Annotated in this window: 20 protein-coding genes; 6 read left to right on the forward strand and 14 right to left on the reverse strand. The window is 61.4% G+C overall.

The window, feature by feature from the left end; all coding sequences use genetic code 11:
- Nucleotides 1-56 precede the first annotated feature (56 nt).
- The gene (locus ACW9HX_RS06340; RefSeq protein ID WP_457379910.1) at nt 57-863 is read left to right on the forward strand and encodes a methyltransferase domain-containing protein; all 807 of its coding nucleotides are present in this window, start codon (nt 57-59) and stop codon (nt 861-863) included.
- Nucleotides 864-970: 107 nt separating this feature from the next.
- Here ACW9HX_RS06340 and pcaC read toward each other — a convergent pair whose 3' ends face one another.
- The 11 genes from pcaC to pcaR all read right to left on the reverse strand — a co-directional run bounded on the left by pcaC (nt 971) and on the right by pcaR (nt 11,996).
- Entirely contained in the window at nt 971-1,363 is a 393-nt protein-coding gene (gene pcaC, locus ACW9HX_RS06345; RefSeq protein ID WP_007957838.1) for a 4-carboxymuconolactone decarboxylase, read from the reverse strand.
- A gap of 10 nt (nt 1,364-1,373) precedes the next feature.
- Nucleotides 1,374-2,165: a 3-oxoadipate enol-lactonase gene (pcaD, locus tag ACW9HX_RS06350; protein ID WP_457379911.1), complete on the reverse strand. Its 792-nt coding sequence runs from the start codon at nt 2,163-2,165 to the stop codon at nt 1,374-1,376.
- 12 nt (nt 2,166-2,177) lie between these two features.
- Nucleotides 2,178-3,542, reverse strand: coding sequence for a 3-carboxy-cis,cis-muconate cycloisomerase (locus ACW9HX_RS06355; protein ID WP_457379912.1), 1,365 nt, complete (start codon nt 3,540-3,542; stop codon nt 2,178-2,180).
- Between the two features lie 46 nt (nt 3,543-3,588).
- Complete coding sequence (locus ACW9HX_RS06360) at nt 3,589-4,884, reverse strand: MFS family transporter (protein WP_457379913.1); 1,296 nt, start codon at nt 4,882-4,884, stop codon at nt 3,589-3,591.
- Between the two features lie 192 nt (nt 4,885-5,076).
- The gene (pcaG, locus tag ACW9HX_RS06365) at nt 5,077-5,643 is read right to left on the reverse strand and encodes a protocatechuate 3,4-dioxygenase subunit alpha (RefSeq protein ID WP_457379914.1); all 567 of its coding nucleotides are present in this window, start codon (nt 5,641-5,643) and stop codon (nt 5,077-5,079) included.
- A gap of 1 nt (nt 5,644) precedes the next feature.
- On the reverse strand, nt 5,645-6,349 hold the full coding sequence (gene pcaH, locus ACW9HX_RS06370; RefSeq protein ID WP_007957831.1) for a protocatechuate 3,4-dioxygenase subunit beta: 705 nt from the start codon (nt 6,347-6,349) through the stop codon (nt 5,645-5,647).
- 36 nt (nt 6,350-6,385) lie between these two features.
- Complete coding sequence (pcaF, locus tag ACW9HX_RS06375) at nt 6,386-7,591, reverse strand: 3-oxoadipyl-CoA thiolase (protein ID WP_457379915.1); 1,206 nt, start codon at nt 7,589-7,591, stop codon at nt 6,386-6,388.
- On the reverse strand, nt 7,588-8,367 hold the full coding sequence (locus tag ACW9HX_RS06380; protein WP_457379916.1) for a CoA-transferase subunit beta: 780 nt from the start codon (nt 8,365-8,367) through the stop codon (nt 7,588-7,590). The genes pcaF and ACW9HX_RS06380 overlap by 4 nt, the downstream gene beginning before the upstream one ends.
- On the reverse strand, nt 8,367-9,224 hold the full coding sequence (locus ACW9HX_RS06385) for a CoA transferase subunit A (protein WP_457379917.1): 858 nt from the start codon (nt 9,222-9,224) through the stop codon (nt 8,367-8,369). The genes ACW9HX_RS06380 and ACW9HX_RS06385 overlap by 1 nt, the downstream gene beginning before the upstream one ends.
- A 287-nt stretch (nt 9,225-9,511) precedes the next feature.
- Complete coding sequence (locus ACW9HX_RS06390) at nt 9,512-10,858, reverse strand: aromatic acid/H+ symport family MFS transporter (RefSeq protein ID WP_457379918.1); 1,347 nt, start codon at nt 10,856-10,858, stop codon at nt 9,512-9,514.
- 295 nt (nt 10,859-11,153) lie between these two features.
- Nucleotides 11,154-11,996 (reverse strand): pca regulon transcriptional regulator PcaR, encoded by an 843-nt coding sequence (gene pcaR / locus ACW9HX_RS06395; RefSeq protein WP_249485080.1) that lies wholly within the window; start codon nt 11,994-11,996, stop codon nt 11,154-11,156.
- Between the two features lie 644 nt (nt 11,997-12,640).
- Between pcaR and ACW9HX_RS06400 the strand changes: the two genes are divergently transcribed.
- Both ACW9HX_RS06400 and ACW9HX_RS06405 read left to right on the forward strand, forming a co-directional pair.
- The gene (locus ACW9HX_RS06400) at nt 12,641-12,841 is read left to right on the forward strand and encodes a hypothetical protein (protein ID WP_007986337.1); all 201 of its coding nucleotides are present in this window, start codon (nt 12,641-12,643) and stop codon (nt 12,839-12,841) included.
- A gap of 375 nt (nt 12,842-13,216) precedes the next feature.
- Complete coding sequence (locus ACW9HX_RS06405) at nt 13,217-14,692, forward strand: inorganic phosphate transporter (RefSeq protein WP_457379919.1); 1,476 nt, start codon at nt 13,217-13,219, stop codon at nt 14,690-14,692.
- Nucleotides 14,693-15,352: 660 nt separating this feature from the next.
- Here ACW9HX_RS06405 and ccoM read toward each other — a convergent pair.
- Complete coding sequence (gene ccoM, locus ACW9HX_RS06410) at nt 15,353-15,469, reverse strand: cytochrome c oxidase subunit CcoM (protein ID WP_007959205.1); 117 nt, start codon at nt 15,467-15,469, stop codon at nt 15,353-15,355.
- 145 nt (nt 15,470-15,614) lie between these two features.
- Nucleotides 15,615-15,776 (reverse strand): hypothetical protein, encoded by a 162-nt coding sequence (locus ACW9HX_RS06415; RefSeq protein WP_457379920.1) that lies wholly within the window; start codon nt 15,774-15,776, stop codon nt 15,615-15,617.
- Between the two features lie 183 nt (nt 15,777-15,959).
- On the opposite strand from ACW9HX_RS06415, the gene ACW9HX_RS06420 reads away from it, so the two are divergent.
- The 3 genes from ACW9HX_RS06420 (at nt 15,960) to ACW9HX_RS06430 (ending at nt 18,593) form a co-directional block, all read left to right on the forward strand.
- Nucleotides 15,960-16,826 (forward strand): LysR substrate-binding domain-containing protein, encoded by an 867-nt coding sequence (locus ACW9HX_RS06420; RefSeq protein ID WP_457379921.1) that lies wholly within the window; start codon nt 15,960-15,962, stop codon nt 16,824-16,826.
- An 88-nt stretch (nt 16,827-16,914) separates the two neighbouring features.
- Nucleotides 16,915-17,385, forward strand: coding sequence for a RidA family protein (locus ACW9HX_RS06425; protein ID WP_457379922.1), 471 nt, complete (start codon nt 16,915-16,917; stop codon nt 17,383-17,385).
- Nucleotides 17,382-18,593 (forward strand): aminotransferase class V-fold PLP-dependent enzyme, encoded by a 1,212-nt coding sequence (locus ACW9HX_RS06430; RefSeq protein ID WP_457379923.1) that lies wholly within the window; start codon nt 17,382-17,384, stop codon nt 18,591-18,593. Before ACW9HX_RS06425 ends, ACW9HX_RS06430 begins: the two co-directional genes overlap by 4 nt.
- Here the strand turns inward: ACW9HX_RS06430 and ACW9HX_RS06435 are convergent.
- Nucleotides 18,563-18,904, reverse strand: coding sequence for an aspartate-semialdehyde dehydrogenase (locus tag ACW9HX_RS06435; protein ID WP_457379924.1), 342 nt, complete (start codon nt 18,902-18,904; stop codon nt 18,563-18,565). The genes ACW9HX_RS06430 and ACW9HX_RS06435 overlap by 31 nt on opposite strands.
- Between the last annotated feature and the right edge of the window lie 104 nt (nt 18,905-19,008).

A 19,008-nucleotide genomic window follows, 5' to 3' on the forward strand; every position in this document is an offset into this window, starting at 1 on the left:
AAGACTCGAGCCAGGCTGTCATCGGAAGACACTGCTGATCACTGGAGGACCACCTCATGATCACCCGACTCAACTCGGCTCCCGACTGGGATGCCAAGGCGTACCAGCAGTTTTCCCGTCTCAGGCAACGCCCGGTCAATGAATTGCTCGACCGCGTCGAACTGCACAACCCCCAGCATATTTATGACCTCGGCTGCGGCACCGGCATCGCCACGCAATTGTTGGCAGAACGCTGGCCCCGTGCGCAGCTCACGGGTATCGACAGCTCAGAAAAAATGCTCGATGAAGCCCGCTGTCTGCCGATCAAAGCGTCATGGCAACAATGCGATCTGCTCGACTGGCAACCGGAGCAACCGGCGGACCTGCTGCTGGCGGCCGCCGTGCTGCACTTCATCGACGGTCACGCGCGATTGCTGCCGCACCTGCTTGGCCAGCTCCACCCCGGCGGATGCCTGGCCGCGCACATGCCGGACTGGCGCGATGCACTTTGGTATCGCCTGATGCTCGATACCCTCGAAGATGCCGGCCCCGGGGGCAAACCGCTGGGCAGCCCACAACTGCGCCAACGCATGGCGGCGCGACCGTTGCTGTCGCTGGAGGATTACTACCGTTTGCTCGCGCCGCTGACCACTTCGCTGGATATCTGGGAAACCGAGCAGTTGCAGGTGGTCGACGGCAAGTCGCCAATTTATGACTGGGTGAAAGTGTCGGCGCTGCGGCCGGTGATGCAGGGGCTGAAGCCGGAGGAACAGGCGCGCTTCCTTTATCACTACCTGAGGCAGGTGCATGCGCATTATCCGCAGGAGGAAAACGGGCATACGCTGTTTCCGTTCAAGCGGATATTCATTGTTGCCAGGGTTTGAACCGGCGCGGCAAATACCGCCATCGCTAGCAGGCTAGCTCCCACAATAGACCGCATTTCATCACTGTGGGAGCTAGCCTGCTAGCGATGGCGTCCGCTCAGGCACCATCAATCCCGGGATTCGACACCCAGCTCATCCCACACCGACTCGGCCAGATGGAACGTCGCATTCGCCGCCGGAATCCCGCAGTAGATCGCACTCTGCATGATCACTTCCTTGATCTCGCCACGACTCACGCCGTTGTTGGCCGCTGCGCGCAGGTGCAACTTGAGTTCACCCTCGCGGTTCATGCCGATCAGCATGGCGATGGTGATCAGGCTGCGGGTGTGGCGCGGCAGCCCCGGGCGGGTCCAGATGTCGCCCCAGGCGTGGCGGGTAATCATCTCCTGGAATTCCGAATTGAACTCGGTCAGCGTGGTCAGGCTGCGATCGACATGGGCATCGCCAAGGACCGCGCGGCGCACTTGCATGCCGTCGTCGTAACGTTGTTTCTCGTCCACGGAAATCCCCTCAAGCGGCCAGCAGGAATGTCAGCACACGGTCGCTGAACGCGTCGCCGGCCTGAACGTTGGAAAGGTGCGCCGCATAAAACTCGGCGTACTCGGCGCCGCGCACATGTTCCTGAATGAAATGCCCGCCGGATGGTGGCGTCACCGCATCTTCGGTACCGGCGATCACCAGCAGCGGCACCTTGATCGATGCAAGTTGCTCACGGAAATCCGCATCGCGCACCGCCGCACAATTGGCGGCGTAACCTTCAGGATTGGTCGCGGCCAGCATGTCGGTAATCTGCTTGGCCGCTGCCGGATTGGCCGCCGAGAAGTCCGGGGTAAACCAACGGGCAATCGACGCATCGCGCAACGCGACCATCGCCGCCGGGCCGTCGCGCAGCACGGTTTCGATGCGCGGGTTCCACACCGACGGATCGCCGATTTTCGCCGCCGTATTGCAGACGATCAGTTTGTTCAGACGCTGGCCGGCATTGATCCCCAGCCATTGGCCGATCAAGCCGCCCATCGACAGACCACAGAAATGCGCACGCTCGATGTGCAGCGCATCCAGCAGCGCCAACACGTCACGGCCCAGTTGCTCGATGCTGTATGGCCCCGGTGTCACCAGCGACTGCCCGTGACCACGGGTGTCGAAGCGCAGCACGCGAAAGTGCTGGGTGAATGCCGGCATCTGGGCGTCCCACATGTGAAGGTCGGTGCCCAGCGAGTTCGACAGCACCAGCACTGGCGCATCGACCGGGCCTTCCAATGAGTAATGCAGTTCGCCATCGGCGAGTTGTACGAAAGCCACAGCCCTCTCCTTTCAGTCAGACAATGCGTTGTGTTCGGCCACCGCACGCTCGACCCAGACCTTCGCCTGACCGAGGTAATGGGCGGGATCGAGCAGATGATCCAGTTCGGTTGCGCTCAGTTCGGCCGTCACTTGCGGCTCGTCGCCGAGTACCGCCCGCAGATGGCGTTGTTCGGCCACCGCCCGTTTGCAACATTGTTCGAGCAGATGATGCGCGGTGTCACGGCCGACCCGTTGCGCGAGCACGATGCTCACCGCCTCGGCCAGCACCAGGCCTTGGGTCAATTCCAGGTTGCGGGCCATGCGCGCGGCATCGACTTCCAGACCGTCGGCCAGCAGCCGTGCCTGTTGCAGCGCACCCGACACCAGGCAGCAGATTTCCGGCAGGGTTTCCCATTCGGCGTGCCACAGGCCGAGGCTGCGCTCGTGTTCCTGGGGCATGGCGCTGAACAGCGTCGAGACCAGACCCGGCACGCGGGTCGCTGTGCCGATCAACACCGCTGCCCCCACCGGATTGCGCTTGTGCGGCATGGTCGAGGAACCGCCCTTGCCCGGCGCCGACGGCTCGAACACTTCCGCCGCTTCGGTCTGCATCAACAGGCTGATGTCGCGGCCGAATTTGCCGAGGCTGCCGGCGATCAAGCCAAGCACGGCGCCGAACTCGACAATGCGATCGCGCTGGGTGTGCCACGGTTGTTCCGGCAGGGCCAGATTCAGTTCTTCGGCGAGTGCCCGTGCGATCGGCAATGCCTGTTCGCCGAGCGCCGCGAGGGTGCCCGAAGCGCCGCCGAATTGCAGCACCAACAGCCGTGGCTTTAGCTCCCGCAGACGCTGGCGGCTGCGGGTCACGGCGCCGAGCCAACCGGCGATTTTCATGCCGAGGGTCACCGGCGTCGCATGTTGCAGCCAGGTTCTTCCCGCCAGCGGTGTGGCGGCATGGCGCTGCGCCTGAATGGCGAGGGCGTCGGCCAATTGCGCCAACTCATCTTCAATCAGTACCAGCGCCTGACGCAATTGCAGCACCAGCCCGGAATCCATCACGTCCTGGCTCGTGGCGCCCAGATGCACATAACGCTCGGCCTCGACATCGGTTGCGGCAATCCGCTTGCCCAACGCCTTGACCAGCGGAATCGCCGAATTGCCCGCCGTAGCGATGGCGTCGCCCAACGCCGCGAAATCAAACAGCTCGGCGCGGCAGGCATTCTCGATGGATGCCACAGCACTCGCCGGAATCACCCCGATTCTCGCTTCGGCCCGGGCCAGTGCGGCTTCGAAGTCGAGCATCGCCTGCACCCGGCCCTGATCGCAGAACACCTCGCGCATTTCGCGGGCAGTGAAGTAGGCATCGAACAATTGATTGCCCGGTCGCTGAGTCATAAACAGTCCTTGCCGGCGCGGGCCATCGCGGCCCGCGCACATCGGTTTAGAGATCGTGGTGCAGATACGCAGCCTGTTTCGGCAGGCGCAGACTGAACAGGAACGCCACTGCCATCATCACCGTGACGTACCAGTAGAAGGCATTCTCCATACCACCGGCCTTGAGGCTCAGAGCTACATACTCCGCCGAACCGCCAAAGATCGCGTTGGCCACCGCGTAGGCCAGGCCGACGCCAAGGGCGCGGACTTCCGGCGGGAACATCTCGGCTTTCACCAGGCCACTGATCGAGGTGTAGAAGCTGACGATCGCCAGTGCCACGGTAATCAGCACGAAGGCCAGGACCGGGCTGCTGATACTTTTCAGGCTCAACAGAATCGGCACGGTAAACAACGTGCCGAGGGCTCCGAACCAGAGCATCGAGTTACGCCGGCCGATCTTGTCGGCGAGCATGCCGAACAGCGGCTGCATGCACATATAAAGGAAGAGCGCGCCGGTCATGATGTAGCTGGCGGTCTTTGCGTGCATGCCGGCGGTGTTCACCAGGTACTTCTGCATATAGGTCGTGAAGGTGTAGAAAATCAGCGAACCGCCTGCGGTGTAGCCGAGGACAGTGATGAACGCCGCCTTGTGATCGCGGAACAGCGCACGGATGCTGCCGGCGTCCTTGTTCTCGCGCATTTCCTTGCTGGCGGTTTCTTTCAGCGAACGGCGCAGGAACAGCGAAATCAGCGCCGCCGCCGCACCGACCACAAACGGAATTCGCCAGCCGTAGGCACGCAGGTCGTCTTCCGTGAGGAACTGTTGCAGGATCACCACCAGCAGCACCGCCAGCAGTTGCCCGCCGATCAGGGTCACGTACTGGAACGAGGCGAAGAACCCGCGCTGGCCCTTGAGCGCGACTTCACTCATGTAAGTGGCGGTGGTGCCGTACTCGCCCCCCACCGACAAGCCTTGCAGCAGGCGCGCGAACAACAGCAGGAGCGGCGCCCAGACGCCGATGCTGTTGTAGGTCGGCAGACAGGCGATGAGCAAGGAGCCGAAACACATCATCAGCACCGAAATCATCATCGATGTCTTGCGGCCCTTCTTGTCTGCCAGACGTCCGAAGATCCAGCCGCCAATCGGGCGCATCAGGAACCCGGCAGCGAACACTCCGGCCGTGTTGACCAGTTGCACCGTTGGGTTGTCGGAAGGAAAAAACGCCGGGGCGAAGTAGATCGCGCAAAAGGCGTAGACATAGAAGTCGAACCATTCGACCAGATTGCCGGACGAGGCGCCGACGATAGCGAAGATGCGCTTGCTGCGTTCCTCGCCGGTGTAATGGGATGTGATGGTTGTCATTGTTTTTCACTCGATGGGGACAGTGAGAGTCTAGACATACTTCGCAACAGTCCCGTTCCACAGATACTCAAGCGCCGCAAATCCCTGTGGGAGCGGGCTTGCTCGCGAAAGCGTTGGATCAGCCAACATCACTGTCGACTGAAACACCCTCTTCGCGAGCAAGCCCGCTCCCACAGGGGATGTGTGATGCCTTTAGTAATCGAAGAACACGGTTTCCGCATCAGTGCCCTGCAGGATCACATTCCACTGATAAACACCCGAAGCATCCGGTTTCGCCAGCAACGTGGTGCGGCGCTCGGCCGGTACGCATTCGAGCAGTGGATCATTGACGTTCGCAGGATCGCCTTCGAAGTAAATCCGCGTCAGCAAGTGCTTCACCAGACCGCGAGCAAACACCAGCACCACCAAGTGCGGCGCCTGGGTCGAGCCTTTCAGGCCTTCGACCGTGCCCGGTTTGATCGTAGTGAAACGGAAGCGCCCTTCGGCATCCACCGGCACCCGGCCGAAACCTTCGAAATTCGGGTCCAGCGGTTTGGCCTGCTCATCTTCCGGGTGATCGTATTTGCCGGCGGCGTTGGCCTGCCAGACTTCGAGCATGGCGTCGTTGACGACGTCGCCGTTGCCGTCCACCACTTGGCCGGTGATTGCCACGCGCTGGCCGAGGGTCAGTTCGTTGGCGAGGTTTTCACGGTTCAGCCAGGTCAGGCCGATGTGGTAATACGGCCCGACGGTGTGGGACGTGGTCGCAGTCAGGGTCATCTTATTTCTCCATCGGCGTGGCTTCACGGCCGCGCAACACGATGTCCCAGCGATAAGCGAGGGCGTAGGACGGAATGGTTTTTTCCAGATCGAAAGCGGCGATCAGGCGTTCCTTGGCCGAGGTGTCCGGCACGCAGTTGTAGATCGGGTCGTAGGGCAGCAGCGGGTCGCCCGGGAAATACATCTGCGTGACCAGACGCGTCAGGATGCTCGGCCCGAACAGCGAGAAATGCACGTGCGCCGGGCGCCAGGCGTTGTGGTGGTTGCCCCACGGATAGGCGCCGGGCTTGATGGTCTGGAACTGATACCAACCGTCGGCGTCGGTCACGGTGCGGCCGGTGCCGGTGAAATTCGGGTCCAGCGGTGCATCGTGCAGGTCGCGGGCGTGGTTGTAGCGGCCGGCGGCGTTGGCCTGCCAGATTTCCACCAGAATCCCCGGTACCGGCAGACCGTCTTCATCGAGCACACGGCCGTGAATGATGATCCGCTCACCGAGGGGTTCACCCTGATGCTGGGCAGTCAGATCGTTGTCGGTGTCAGCAACACGCTCGGCACCGATGGTCGGACCGGTGATTTCCGACAACGAATGCGGCAGAAACACCAATGGCTTGGACGGCGAGCGCAGATTGGTGGATTGATAATTCGGGTGCAGGTACGGCGGCTGGGTGCCTTCCTGCGGGCGGCGGTAACCAGGCTTGTCAGTCATTTCGCTTTCCTCTGTTCTTTTTCGTCACGGCTTGCGTCAGACGCGTTCGATGGCCAGGGCCAGACCCTGGCCGACACCGACGCACATGGTCGCCAGACCTTTCTTGCCACCGGTCTTTTCCAGCTGATGCAGGGCAGTCAGCACCAGACGTGCGCCGCTCATGCCCAGTGGATGACCGAGGGCAATCGCGCCGCCGTTCGGGTTGACCTGGGCGGCGTCGTCCGCCAGCCCAAGTTCACGCAACACCGCCAGACCCTGGCTGGCAAACGCTTCGTTGAGTTCGATCACATCGAAATCGCTGACCGCCACGCCGAGGCGCTCGGTGAGTTTGCGCACCGCCGGCACCGGGCCAATGCCCATCACCCGTGGTGCTACCCCGGCACTGGCCATGCCCAGCACTTTGGCGCGGGCGGTCAGGCCGTGTTTTTTCACAGCATCCGCCGAGGCCAGAATCAGCGCAGCGGCACCGTCGTTGACGCCCGAAGCGTTGCCCGCGGTGACGGTCTTGTCCGGGCCGTTGACCGGTTTCAGTTTGGTCAGGGCTTCAAGCGTGGTGTCGGCGCGAGGGTGTTCGTCCTGGCTGACCACGGTTTCGCCCTTCTTGTGGGCGATCCGCACTTCGACGATTTCCTCGGCGAAGTAGCCGGCAGCCTGGGCGGCGGCCGTCCGTTGCTGACTGCGCAGGGCGAAAGCATCCTGGTCCTCGCGCGACACTTTATAGTCGTCGGCGACGTTGTCGGCGGTCTGCGGCATGGCGTCGACGCCGTACTGCGCCTTCATCAACGGGTTGATGAAACGCCAGCCGATGGTGGTGTCTTCCAGTTTCATGTTGCGCGAGAACGCGGCATCAGCCTTACCCATCACGAACGGCGCGCGGGACATCGACTCGACACCGCCGGCAATCGCCAGCTCCATTTCGCCGCTGGCGATGGCGCGGAACGCGGTGCCGATAGCGTCCATGCCCGACGCGCAGAGGCGATTGAGGGTGACGCCGGGAACGCTTTCCGGCAGACCGGCCAGCAGCAGCGCCATGCGTGCCACGTTGCGGTTGTCTTCACCGGCCTGGTTGGCGCAGCCGAGGAAAACTTCGTCGATCGCACTCCAGTCCACCGACGGGTTGCGATCCATCAGGGCCTTGATCGGCACGGCGGCCAGGTCGTCGGCGCGAACCGCGGACAGCCCGCCACCAAAACGGCCAATCGGCGTACGAATCGCATCGCAGATATAAACGTCACGCATCATGCTTCTCCCGGTGCCTGGCCGTGGGCGGCGGCAGTACGCGCTTCAAGATCGCGCAGCGCAGTCAGTTCGACTTCGGTCGGTTCAGCGGTGGTTGCAACGCTGTCGGCAAAACGAATCGCCCAACCGGTGGCGGCGACCACTTGCTCGCGGGTCACGCCCGGGTGCAGTGCGGTGACCACGAATTCGTGAGTGCCGGCTTCCGGTTCCATGATGCACAGGTCGGTGATGATCCCGACCGGGCCGGCGCCCGGCAGGCCCAGACGTTTGCGCGAGTCGCCGCCCTCGCCATGGCCGACCGAGGTGATGAAATCGAGCTTGTCGACAAACGAACGCGCCGACTGCTTGAGGATGATCAGCACGCTTTTCGCGGAACCCGCGATCTCCGGCGCGCCACCGGCACCCGGCAAGCGCACTTTCGGCTGGTGATAGTCGCCGACCACGGTGGTGTTGATATTGCCGAAACGGTCGACCTGCGCCGCACCGAGGAAACCGACGTCGATGCGCCCGCCCTGCAACCAGTAGCGAAAAATCTCACCGGTCGGCACGACGGTGTCGGCGGTTTCTGCCAGCTCACCGTCACCAATCGACAGCGGCAGTACGCTCGGCTTGGCACCAATCGGTCCGGATTCGTAGATCAGCACCACATCCGGCGACGACGTCAGACGCGCCAGGTTGGCGGCTTTCGACGGCAAGCCGATGCCGACGAAGCACACCGAGCCGTTCTTCAGGCGACGGGCCGCGGCGACGGTCATCATTTCATTGGTGGTGTAAGTCATTACTTGGCCTCCGAAGCAGCGGCCAACTTGGCCTGGAACTCGCTGAAGTCAGCGCAGCCATGGATGTATTCGTTGATCCACGCGGTAAACGTCTGACGGTCGCGGGCGATCGGGTCCCACGCCTGATAGAAACGGTTGTCACGCTCGGTGTAACCGTGGGCGTAGGACGGATGCGCGCCACCGGGCACATGGCAGACCGCGCTCAAGGCCCAGGTCGGCAGCACGCAGGCGTTCATCGGCGCATTGAGGTTGTCGACGATTTCTTCGACGGTGACGATGCAACGCTTGGCGGCCAGTGCGGCTTCTTTCTGCACACCGAGGATGCCCCACAGCAACACGTTGCCCTGACGGTCGGCTTTCTGGGCGTGGATCACGGTCACGTCCGGACGCACCGACGGCACCGCCGCCAGCACTTCACCGGTGAACGGGCAAGTGACGGATTTGATCAGCGGGTTGACCTTCGGCAGGTCGGAACCTGCGTAAGCCCGCAGCACCGCGAACGGCAGGCCGGAGGCGCCGGCGACGTAGGCATTGGCCAGGTCGGCGTGGCTGTGTTCTTCGATTTCCAGCGCGTGCGGCCATTGCTTCTCGACCGCGTCGCGCAGACGGTGCAGCGAACCCACGCCAGGGTTGCCGCCCCAGGAGAAGATCAGCTTGCGTGCACAGCCGGCGCCGATCAGTTGGTCGTAGATCAGGTCAGGCGTCATCCGCACCAGGGTCAGATCTTTCTTGCCCTGACGAATGATTTCATGACCCGCCGCCGTAGGGATCAGGTGAGTGAAGCCTTCGAGCGCGACGGTGTCGCCGTCGTTGACGAATTGCTTCACCGCGTCGTGCAGCGAAAGGATCTCAGCCATGGAGCGGGCTCCCGTTTTTGTAGTGGATCGCCAGTGATAAAAAGGCGCGAGGTTGTGCGCCGGAGTCACTGAAGATTAAGCCGCTGATTTTCGCCAAACAATCCGATAATCGACTGAGTGTTCGTTTATCGAACAGATTGTTATCAACCTATCAATCAACATCAAAAGCTTCGTCGGAGCGCCGCCCGGAGTAAGCCCGCTCCCAGATTTTGAAATGCATTCCAATGTGGGAGCGGGCTTGCCCGCGAAGGCGCCGGAACATTCAGCGTGGATCAAAATGACTCAACTCAAGTCGCATCCGCATGACTGACCAGGCCCTTGATTACCACCGCCGTGGTGGCCAGTCCCGCCGGGATCACCAACGCCGTCAGCACCTGTTCGAAATTCCAGCCCAGGCCCAGCAGGGTCGCCCCCATCCACGCACCGAGAATCGCACCGAAGCGGCCGATCCCGAGCATCCACGACACACCGGTCGCCCGGCCCTGGGTCGGGTAAAACCGCGCTGCCAGCGACGGCATCGCCGATTGCGCGCCGTTGACGCACATGCCCGCCACCAGCACCAGCGTCGCCAGCAGCGTGATGTTGCCCAGGCTCTGCCCGACCGCGTAGGCAAACACCCCGGCCAGCAGGTAGAAAATGCCGATGACCTTGTGCGGATTGAACCGGTCCATCGCCCAGCCTACGCCGACCGCGCTCAACACTCCGCCGAACTGGAACAACGCGCCGATGAACGCTGCTTGTTCCATGCTCGCGCCGCTGTCACGCATCAGGGTCGGCAGCCAACTGGTCAGCAGGTACACGATCACCAGGCCCATGAAGTAGGTCAGCCACAGCAGCAACGTACCGGTGCTGTAAGTGCCGGAGAAAATCACCGCGAACACGTTGCGTGCCTTGACGGTTTTCTGTTCCGGCACGCTGAAACTCGCCGCCTGGGCGACGGTGGCAGGATCAATGGGCGCGAGGGTCTTGCGCACTTTGTCGGCGCCACGGTTACGCACCACCAGATAACGCGCCGACTCCGGCAGCCAGAGCAGCAACACCACGGCGAGGATCAGCGGCAGAATCCCGCCGATCAGCAACAGGCTGTGCCAGCCGAACGCCGGAATAAGCTTGGCCGAGATAAATCCGCCGCCAGCCATGCCGAGGTTGAAACCACAGAACATGCTGGTCACCAGCAGCGATTTCTTGCGCTCCGGGGTGTACTCCGACAGCAACGTGGTGGCGTTCGGCATACCGGCGCCCAACCCCAGCCCCGTGAGGAAACGCAGTACCAGCAACTGGTCGACGTTAGTGGCGTAGGCAGAGGCCAGACTGAAAGCACCGAACAGAAAAACCGCACCGACCAGTACGACTTTTCGCCCGAAGCGGTCAGCCAGCGGCCCGGAGCCCAGTGCGCCGAAGACCATGCCGATCAGCGCGGCGCTCATCACCGGGCCGAGGCTGGCGCGGTCGATGCCCCAGTCCTGGGACAGGGCCGGCGCGATAAATCCCATGGCAGCGGTGTCGAGGCCATCGAGAAAGACAATCAGGAAACACAAGATCACCACCCGCCACTGATAGCGCGAGATCGGTTGGGCGTTGATAAAGGACTGCACGTCGAGGCAGTGACCCACAGCGGACTGAGGCTGGTTCATTATTTTTATTCCACGCAAAAAAACGCAGTCGAACGGCGACCGGCCAAAGACTGGCACGGACACAAGCATATAAGGAGGGAATCAGGCGTTGCGCTAAAACCGGCAACAGGAACAGGGGCGGCGACAGTCGGGGAACGTGCGCATGGGAAGTTGCCTCTTGTCATTATTATGGGAGTCGACATTCCGGCGGGCTCATTCACAACAGCGCCGGATGACGCTGCCGCGACATTAATGATCCGGGGGTTTTAGCGTCAATTCGATAAACGCAACTCTGTGCGTTTATCGAACAGCTTCATCAGGCGAACAACTGCGCACTGAGGTCGCGGCTGGCGCTCAACAGGCCGGGCAGAAAACGTTGTTCCAGTTCGGTACGGCTGACGCGACCGGCGTGGGTGCTGACGTTAAGTGCTGCGACCACCTGGCCGGAGGCGTCATACACCGGTACCGCAATCGAGCGCAGGCCTTGCTCCAGTTCCTGATCGACGATGCACCAGCCCTGCTGCCGCACCTCTTGCAAACACTCGAGCAACGTTTCCGGGGTGTGCAGCGTGCGGCTGGTCTTGGCCACCAGTTCAGCGTGATCGAGGTATTCGCGCAACGACGTATCGTCCAGCGCCGCCAACAAAATCCGCCCCATGGACGTGCAATACGCCGGCAGACGCCCGCCCACCGACAGGTCCACCGAAATCAGGCGTTGCGTCGTGGCGGAGCGGGCAATGTAGAGAATGTCGTCGCCTTCCAGCGTGGCCATGTTGCAGGCCTCGTGAAGTTGCTCGCTCATGCGGTCGAGGTAAGGCTGGGCCGATACCGCCAACGGCGTCGAGGACAGATAGGCGTGACCGAGGGTCAGCACTTTGGGCAACAACGAATACGTGCGTCCGTCAGTGGTGGCGTAGCCGAGCTTGATCAGCGTATGCAGGCACCGGCGCACGGCGGCACGGGGGATTTCCGTACGGTGGCTGATCTGGGCAATCGTCAAATGGCGCTTGCGCTCCTGAAAGGCCTGGACCACCGCCAGGCCACGGGCCAGGGAAGTCATGAAATCCGGATCGCCGGTCAGGGCCTGGATGCGCTTGGCCGGCGAGGCGACGATCGGCGGCGCTACCGAGGTGAAGGAATTGCGCATTTGATCGTTCATGTCAGGTCCTTTTTTTCTTGTTCGGATCAAAGGCTATACAAGCGGCTCGCAGACAGATGCACAAGCGCCAGATCGCCAACACCGGGCGATTATCGAACCGTCGACCGATAATCGCAAACGCTTGCTTCGACCTGTACGGGGGCGACTCAGAACAATTTCCAACGTGGTATCACTCATGCCCCGGCCCTTTAGTTGTTCGGCTAAATGACGCCAGAAACACATCACCCGGCAACAACGAAGCAACTACCGGTAAAAGTTGCGAGTCACAAAACAATCACACATCCGGAACCGTTTTTAACTTGGCAAAGATAGTCAATCCCGAATCGCCCGCTATAATGCACCTCAGTGGCGCCGCACTTTTATTTGCCGTCGACGCCATTCGCTGAGGCAATGTCCATTGTCTTCAGCCCCGGCCAGCGCCTGATGTTCATCACCCATGCACCGCCAGCGCGCTCGCTGAAACAGGAAACTGATGCTGCGTCAGTTTTAATCTGGTGCCGCAGCCGCCTGTAACATGGAAGTCTTGACCGCCCTGCCGATAACACCGCTGCCTGCTCAGGCAACATCTTGTTGGCAAACCGGCTCAATCGATTCGTTGCAGTGCGTTTCACCAGACATTTATCTCAACTCATACAGGTAGCACTGTGACGAAAGACGAACTGCGCGCGGAACTTGAGCGCCAGGAACAACGTTACAAGGAAGTTTACGGCGGGGAAGTCACCACCTACGCCGCCCAGCCCGAACCGGAACGCAAACCCTGGCGCAAACGTGCCACCGTTCAGGATCAGGTCTTCCAGCAAGAACTGCAGAAGATGGAAAAGGAACTCAAAGCCGAAGAGCCTTGATGCCGTCCTTTGAATCTTTCGAGGGTAAGCGTACTCACCGGGTTACAAGCACGGTGGACTGACGATGCCTTGCGCGCCCGCTACCCGCGGGCAGCGGCCAACTCCTCTGTATTGCACAGGTTAGGAGCATGTCAGACACGTTTCTCAGATATTTCATACAAGCCTCTGCGCCCTCCAGCACACCGGCCAATCAGCCGTCTTATCAGATTTTTTTCAATCTAATCAAAGCCTTGCAAAACCATGCAAAAAGCTTGGGTAATGCACCTTGATACAAATTAATTTGGCGAAGAAGGTTACCGATGAGCAGGTAGGGGATCGATTTCCAGTCTTTTCTGGCATAATCGCGCCCCCTTATGACCGGGTCAGAAAACCTTCATGATCGATTTATTCAGCGGACTGGATGCCTGGGTGCTTGTGAGCCTCCTGCTCGCCCTGACATTTGTCCTCGCCTTCGAGTTCATCAATGGATTTCATGACACCGCTAACGCGGTAGCCACTGTTATCTACACCAAAGCGATGCCGCCTCACCTGGCGGTGTTCTTCTCGGGCGTGTTCAACTTCCTCGGCGTATTGCTGGGCGGTGTTGGCGTGGCTTATGCCATCGTCCACTTGCTGCCGGTAGAACTGCTGATCAATGTGAACACCGGCCATGGTCTGGCTATGGTGTTCTCGCTGCTCGCCGCCGCCATCGCCTGGAACCTGGGCACCTGGTACTTCGGTATCCCGGCCTCCAGTTCCCACACCCTGATCGGTTCGATCCTCGGTGTCGGCCTGGCCAACGCACTGATCAACGAGATCCCACTGGCCGACGGCGTCAACTGGCAGAAAGCGATCGATATCGGTGCTTCGCTGGTGTTCTCGCCGATGGCCGGTTTCCTGATCGCCGCGCTGATCCTGATCGGCCTGAAATGGTGGCGCCCACTGTCGAAAATGCACAAGACGCCTGAACAGCGCCGCAAGATCGACGACAAGAAACACCCACCGTTCTGGAACCGCCTGGTCCTGGTGATCTCGGCCATGGCCGTGAGCTTCGTGCACGGCTCCAATGACGGTCAGAAAGGCATCGGCCTGATCATGCTGGTACTGATCGGTATCGTGCCTGCGCAGTTCGTACTCGACCTGAACAGCACCACCTACCAGATCGAACGTACTCGCGATGCGACCCTGCACCTGAGCCAGTTCTACAAGCGTAACGCCGATACCCTGGGCGAGTTCCTGGCGCTGGGCAAAAGCGTGGAAGGCGACCTGCCGGAGAAATTCCGTTGCAACCCGCAACAGACCGAACCGACCATCGCTGCCTTGCTCGACACCCTCAAGGGTGTAGCGGACTACCACTCGCTGTCGTCGGAAAGCCGTATCGAAGTGCGTCGCTACTTGCTCTGCCTGGACGACACCGCGAAGAAAGTCAGCAAACTGCCTGGCCTCGCGGCTCGTGAAAAAGCCGACCTGGACAAACTGCGCAAAGACCTGACCACCACCACCGAATACGCCCCGTTCTGGGTAATTCTGGCGGTCGCCCTGGCCCTGGGCCTGGGCACCATGGTTGGCTGGAAACGCGTGGTACTGACCATTGGCGAGAAGATCGGCAAGCAAGGCATGACCTATTCGCAAGGCATGTCGGCCCAGATCACCACCGCCAGCCTGATCGGCCTGGCCAACATCTTCAGCCTGCCGGTGTCCACCACCCACGTCCTGTCCTCGGGCGTGGCCGGCACCATGGTCGCCAACAAAAGCGGCCTGCAAGGCGGCACGGTGAAAACCATCCTGCTGGCCTGGGTCCTGACCCTGCCGGCCACCGTGGCACTTTCGGCCGGGTTGTTCTGGCTGGCGTCGAAGGCGCTGGGTAGCTGATAGATTGATGTAGTGAAGAAGGCGTGATTCGAGAGGATCACGCCTTTTTTGTTGGTCGCGGTGAAGAGGTGCTGAAGATCAAGAGCGCCCTCACCCCAGCCCTCTCCCGGAGGGAGAGGGAGCCGATCGAGGTGTTTGGGTGAAGTACGCCGACGTGACATACCGAGGTGAGCTCCGGTCTTAAAAAGCCCACATCCCGCACCTGCTTTGGCTTTGGCTTTGGCTTTGGCTTTGGCTTTCCACCACTCAACACGATGAGCGTTAGCTCGAGTACCGCTTTTGACGTGCCGGCCCCATCGGAAGGCTGAGTGGAGGGATTTATCCGGGGGTGGGCGCGTAGCGCCGTTTGGCGAAGCCAAACACATCGAGAGGAGGTGCAGCGAAGCAAACCGGAGGCGATGCCCCCGGATGAATCCCGTAACGAAAGAACACCGAGCCAAAGCGAGGTGCCGAACGCCGGGGCCCAGCCTTTTGCTTACTTTTTGGCGTTTGAAAAAGTGAGCCGCCGTAAGGGCGGAACCGCCAGCGGCAGCACCCGAAGAAACGGATATACCCCCAAAACCCCAAGAGCATGGTCGGCCCAAAGGCCGCCAAGAAGACAAAAAAAAGGGCAACCGAAGTTGCCCAAAATGCCTTGCGTGCTCATCAAACCCAGAAGGACTAAGGCTTCTTGCGCTTATTCGCATCCTTCCAGATAAAAAATCCAAACCCTGCAAAAAACAGAACCATCAGCCCCACAGTCAGGACCCCGGCAAACACCACGTTATCGAAAAACATGACTGGCCTCCTGGCCCCTGCTTTGCTGCGATGGAACTAAGTTAACCAATCAGGCAGGCGCAGGAATTGACCGGGATCAATGCCGGTCAACACGCGGGAGAAAGGAGGGGAAATAACTGACCTGCATCAACGGATGCAGGGGAGATCAACGCTTTTTCGGTTTGTTTTTCGACTTTTTCTTCGATTTGCCCAAAGGCATGGCCTGCTCGAAAGCCTGGCGCACTTCATTCAGGCGCTTCTCGTTGAGGTCATGAACCCGCTTGGCGCGTTCGGTGCTGAGGTCGATCAGTTTGTCGTCTTGGCTCATGGCGTTCGGTGCATCACTTGGACTGAATCACAACTGCCGGATCGCCGACAGGACTGCGCCAATAATGCGGCCTGGCGCCAGCGCTGACCAGCCGTCGACGCAGGCGCTATACAACAAATCGTGTACCAGTCAGCGCTTTTGCCCGCACACTCTGCGTTTTGCACTGTTCCGAGGATATCTGCCGTGCCCTTGCATCAGGATCTGCCGCCGCTGATGGCCCTGCGCGCCTTCGAGGCCGTGGCCCGTCACTTGAGCTTCATCAAGGCTGCCGACGAACTGTCGGTGACGCAAAGTGCGATCAGTCATCAGGTGCACAAACTCGAGGAGTTCCTCGCTCAGCCTCTGTTCGTGCGCCGAACCCGGGCGATCGACCTGACGCCGGCCGGCGAACAATACTACCGACAGATCGAACCCGCCCTCGTCGCGATTGCCGCCGCCACCCACGACTTGCGCGGCGAGCGCCCCACCTCTCTGCGCATCGGACTGCTGGCTTCCTTCGCGACCTTGTGGCTGGCACCACACCTGGCGGACTTCAACACCAAACACCCGAACATCCACGTCGAGCTGCTGCCCGCCGTACAACTGGCCGATGTCGACGGTGGCGAGGTGGACCTGGCAATCCGCTACGGCAAGGGCGGCTGGCCGAAAGTCCAGGCTCGCCGGTTCATGACGGAAACCCTGACGCCGGTATGCAGCCCGGCCTTCAAGGCCCGCGGCGTGCAAAACGGCCCGTTGTTGATGGCCAAATCGCACCAGCCGTTCGAATGGATCGACTGGCAGCAACACAGCGGCATCGACCTGGCGCAGATGCCCGGCGTGATGCTCCACGACTACAACATCGTGGTCGAAGCGGCGGTGGCCGGCCAGGGCATCGCCATGGGCCGACAGTGCCTGATTGATCGTCGGCTCAAGGAAGGCGCACTGGTGCCGGCCTTTGACACCCCACCGATGTCAGGTGAAATTGGCTATTGGCTGGTCACTCCTGAGCGTCCGCCGAACCCGGCGGCACAGGCGTTCAGCCAATGGCTGGAGCAAATCGTCGACGCATGAGTTTTTTGGATACGTCGAATCAAATCTATCCGTTTGTCGCCCCCCTCCTGCGCCAACATGCTGGAGTCCTCATTCAGGAGGACTTCACATGAGCGACTCGATCAAACAACGCGTCCAGCAACTCGGCCTGCAACTGCCTGCGCCCAGTCAGCCGGGGGCCAACTACGTCAGCCACGTGATCAGTCAGAACCAGCTGTACATCGCCGGACAGATTCCCATGCTCGATGGCAAACCTGCATTCCTCGGGCGCCTCGGCGAAGCAATCTCCGACGAAGACGGGGTCAACGCCGCCGAACTCGCCGCATTAGGCCTGCTGGCCCAGTTGAGCGATGCCTTGGGCGATGATCTGTCAAAACTGGTGCGAATCATCCGGCTCGGTGCGTTTATCGCCAGCGCCCCGGACTTCCCGCGCCAGGGCGTGATCGCCAACGGCGCCTCGAACCTGCTGGTCAACGTCCTCGGCGACAAGGGCCGTCATGTGCGCACTGCCGTCGGTGTGTCGAGCCTGCCGGCCGGCGTGGCAGTGGAAGTCGACGCCATTTTCGAGCTCAAGCCGTGAACGTCGACGAAGTCCTGCGCCTGCGCCAAGCCACGCCCGGCTGCGCGCAGGTGATCCACTTCAATCACGCCGGGGCCTCGCTGCCGAGCCAGGCCACCCTCGACGCGGTGATCGGGCAGCTGCAACGCGAAGCCCTCGGCGGGCCGATGGAGACGGCGGACACTCAGGTGCAGGAACGCGCGCGCACTGCCGCAGCCGCCCTGCTCAATGCCCAACCTGAAGATATCGCTTTCGCCAGCAGCGGCTCGGCGGCCTGGAGCCAGGCGTTCAACGCGCTGGGGCCGTGGCACCCGGGCGAGCGGATTCTGGTCGGGCGCCATGAGTGGGCCGGCAACCTGGCCTGCATTGCCGAAGCGGTGAAGGCCGGCGCACGGCTGGAAGTGATCCCGTGCGACGCCACTGGCGCCGTCGATCCACAAGCGCTGGCGCAGATGATTGACCGCCATGTGCGCCTGATCGCCCTGACCTGGCTGCCGGCCAATGGTGGCCTGATCAACCCGGCGACGCAGATCGGAGCGGTAGCCCGGCGTCACGGCATTCCGTATTTCATCGACGCCGGACAGGCACTGGGGCAATTGCCTTGTGACGTTCAAGCCTTGCAGTGCGACGTGCTCAAGGGCGCGGGGCGCAAGTACCTGCGCGGACCGCGCGGTACGGCGCTGATGTATATCCGGCCAGAATTCCTGCAACGACTGTTGCCGGTGCAGCGCGACGTATTGTCGGCGCCGTGGGATGGCCAGCGCTTTACCTTGCGTGACGATGCCCGGCGTTTCGAGACCAGTGAAGTGTCATTGGCGCTGCTCGCCGGGCTGGCCAATGCGCTGGAGGAACATCAGCGCATCGGAGCAACGGCAATCCGTAAGCGGATCGCTGAGTTGAGCCAAAAGCTGCGCCTGCGCATGCAGTCAGTTCCCGGACTGACGTTGCGCGATTCAGGGACGGCGAACGAACAATCCGGACTGATCGCCTTCACGCTCGAAGGCTGGGATTGCGTAGCGCTGAAGCACGCGCTGGCGGAGCGGCGAATCAATATCGGCGCCAACGGCGTGGCCTACACGCCACTGGACATGCAGGCGCGCGGATTGGCGAATATTGCGCGGGTGTCAGTGAGCTATCTGAATACCGAAGAAGAAATCGAAATATTGCTGACGAATCTGGCTGAACTGGCCGTGCGGCCTCAGATCTCGATGTCGACCCACAAGCCCTGACGCGGCTGGTCTTCCATCAGCGGCACCACCGGCACGGTGTTGTCGGCATTGAGTTCGGTGCCCGGTACGGCGAGGTGTTCTTCTGGATCTTCGTCGGCTTCGCGCCGGCGACGGTCGCGCTCCTGCTGGCGGCGTTGTTCTTCGCGCAGCAGATAACCGTCTTCTTCCGGATCGCGCTTTTGCAGGTCGATGGTGCTTTCGTTGGAGCTTTCCTGCACCGGCACCACCGGAGGAATGTCCGGCCGCTGGCGGATCGGGTCCTGCTGGGAAGTGATCGGCACGGCGCTCAAGGGGAGCATCGGTGGCAGCATATGAAGGGTCTCCTGTCAGCAGGCTATCGGCTGCGGCATCGGTGCCTTGAGCCATCGGTCGCAAACTTGTGACCGGATTGGCACTCGGTTGTGCCGCAAGCGCT

Source organism: Pseudomonas sp. SDO52101_S400, assembly GCF_054071635.1.

Excerpts from the sequence above, each read along its gene's own strand:
- ACW9HX_RS06340 (WP_457379910.1), top strand. The coding sequence starts at position 57 with ATGATCACCCGACTCAACTCGGCTCCCGACTGGGATGCCAAGGCGTAC.
- ACW9HX_RS06355 (WP_457379912.1), bottom strand. The coding sequence starts at position 3,542 with ATGACTCAGCGACCGGGCAATCAATTGTTCGATGCCTACTTCACTGCC.
- ACW9HX_RS06360 (WP_457379913.1), bottom strand. The coding sequence starts at position 4,884 with ATGACAACCATCACATCCCATTACACCGGCGAGGAACGCAGCAAGCGC.
- pcaG (WP_457379914.1), bottom strand. The coding sequence starts at position 5,643 with ATGACCCTGACTGCGACCACGTCCCACACCGTCGGGCCGTATTACCAC.
- pcaH (WP_007957831.1), bottom strand. The coding sequence starts at position 6,349 with ATGACTGACAAGCCTGGTTACCGCCGCCCGCAGGAAGGCACCCAGCCG.
- pcaF (WP_457379915.1), bottom strand. The coding sequence starts at position 7,591 with ATGATGCGTGACGTTTATATCTGCGATGCGATTCGTACGCCGATTGGC.
- ACW9HX_RS06380 (WP_457379916.1), bottom strand. The coding sequence starts at position 8,367 with ATGACTTACACCACCAATGAAATGATGACCGTCGCCGCGGCCCGTCGC.
- ACW9HX_RS06385 (WP_457379917.1), bottom strand. The coding sequence starts at position 9,224 with ATGGCTGAGATCCTTTCGCTGCACGACGCGGTGAAGCAATTCGTCAAC.
- ACW9HX_RS06390 (WP_457379918.1), bottom strand. The coding sequence starts at position 10,858 with ATGAACCAGCCTCAGTCCGCTGTGGGTCACTGCCTCGACGTGCAGTCC.
- pcaR (WP_249485080.1), bottom strand. The coding sequence starts at position 11,996 with ATGAACGATCAAATGCGCAATTCCTTCACCTCGGTAGCGCCGCCGATC.
- ACW9HX_RS06405 (WP_457379919.1), top strand. The coding sequence starts at position 13,217 with ATGATCGATTTATTCAGCGGACTGGATGCCTGGGTGCTTGTGAGCCTC.
- ccoM (WP_007959205.1), bottom strand. The coding sequence starts at position 15,469 with ATGTTTTTCGATAACGTGGTGTTTGCCGGGGTCCTGACTGTGGGGCTG.
- ACW9HX_RS06415 (WP_457379920.1), bottom strand. The coding sequence starts at position 15,776 with ATGAGCCAAGACGACAAACTGATCGACCTCAGCACCGAACGCGCCAAG.
- ACW9HX_RS06425 (WP_457379922.1), top strand. The coding sequence starts at position 16,915 with ATGAGCGACTCGATCAAACAACGCGTCCAGCAACTCGGCCTGCAACTG.
- ACW9HX_RS06435 (WP_457379924.1), bottom strand. The coding sequence starts at position 18,904 with ATGCTGCCACCGATGCTCCCCTTGAGCGCCGTGCCGATCACTTCCCAG.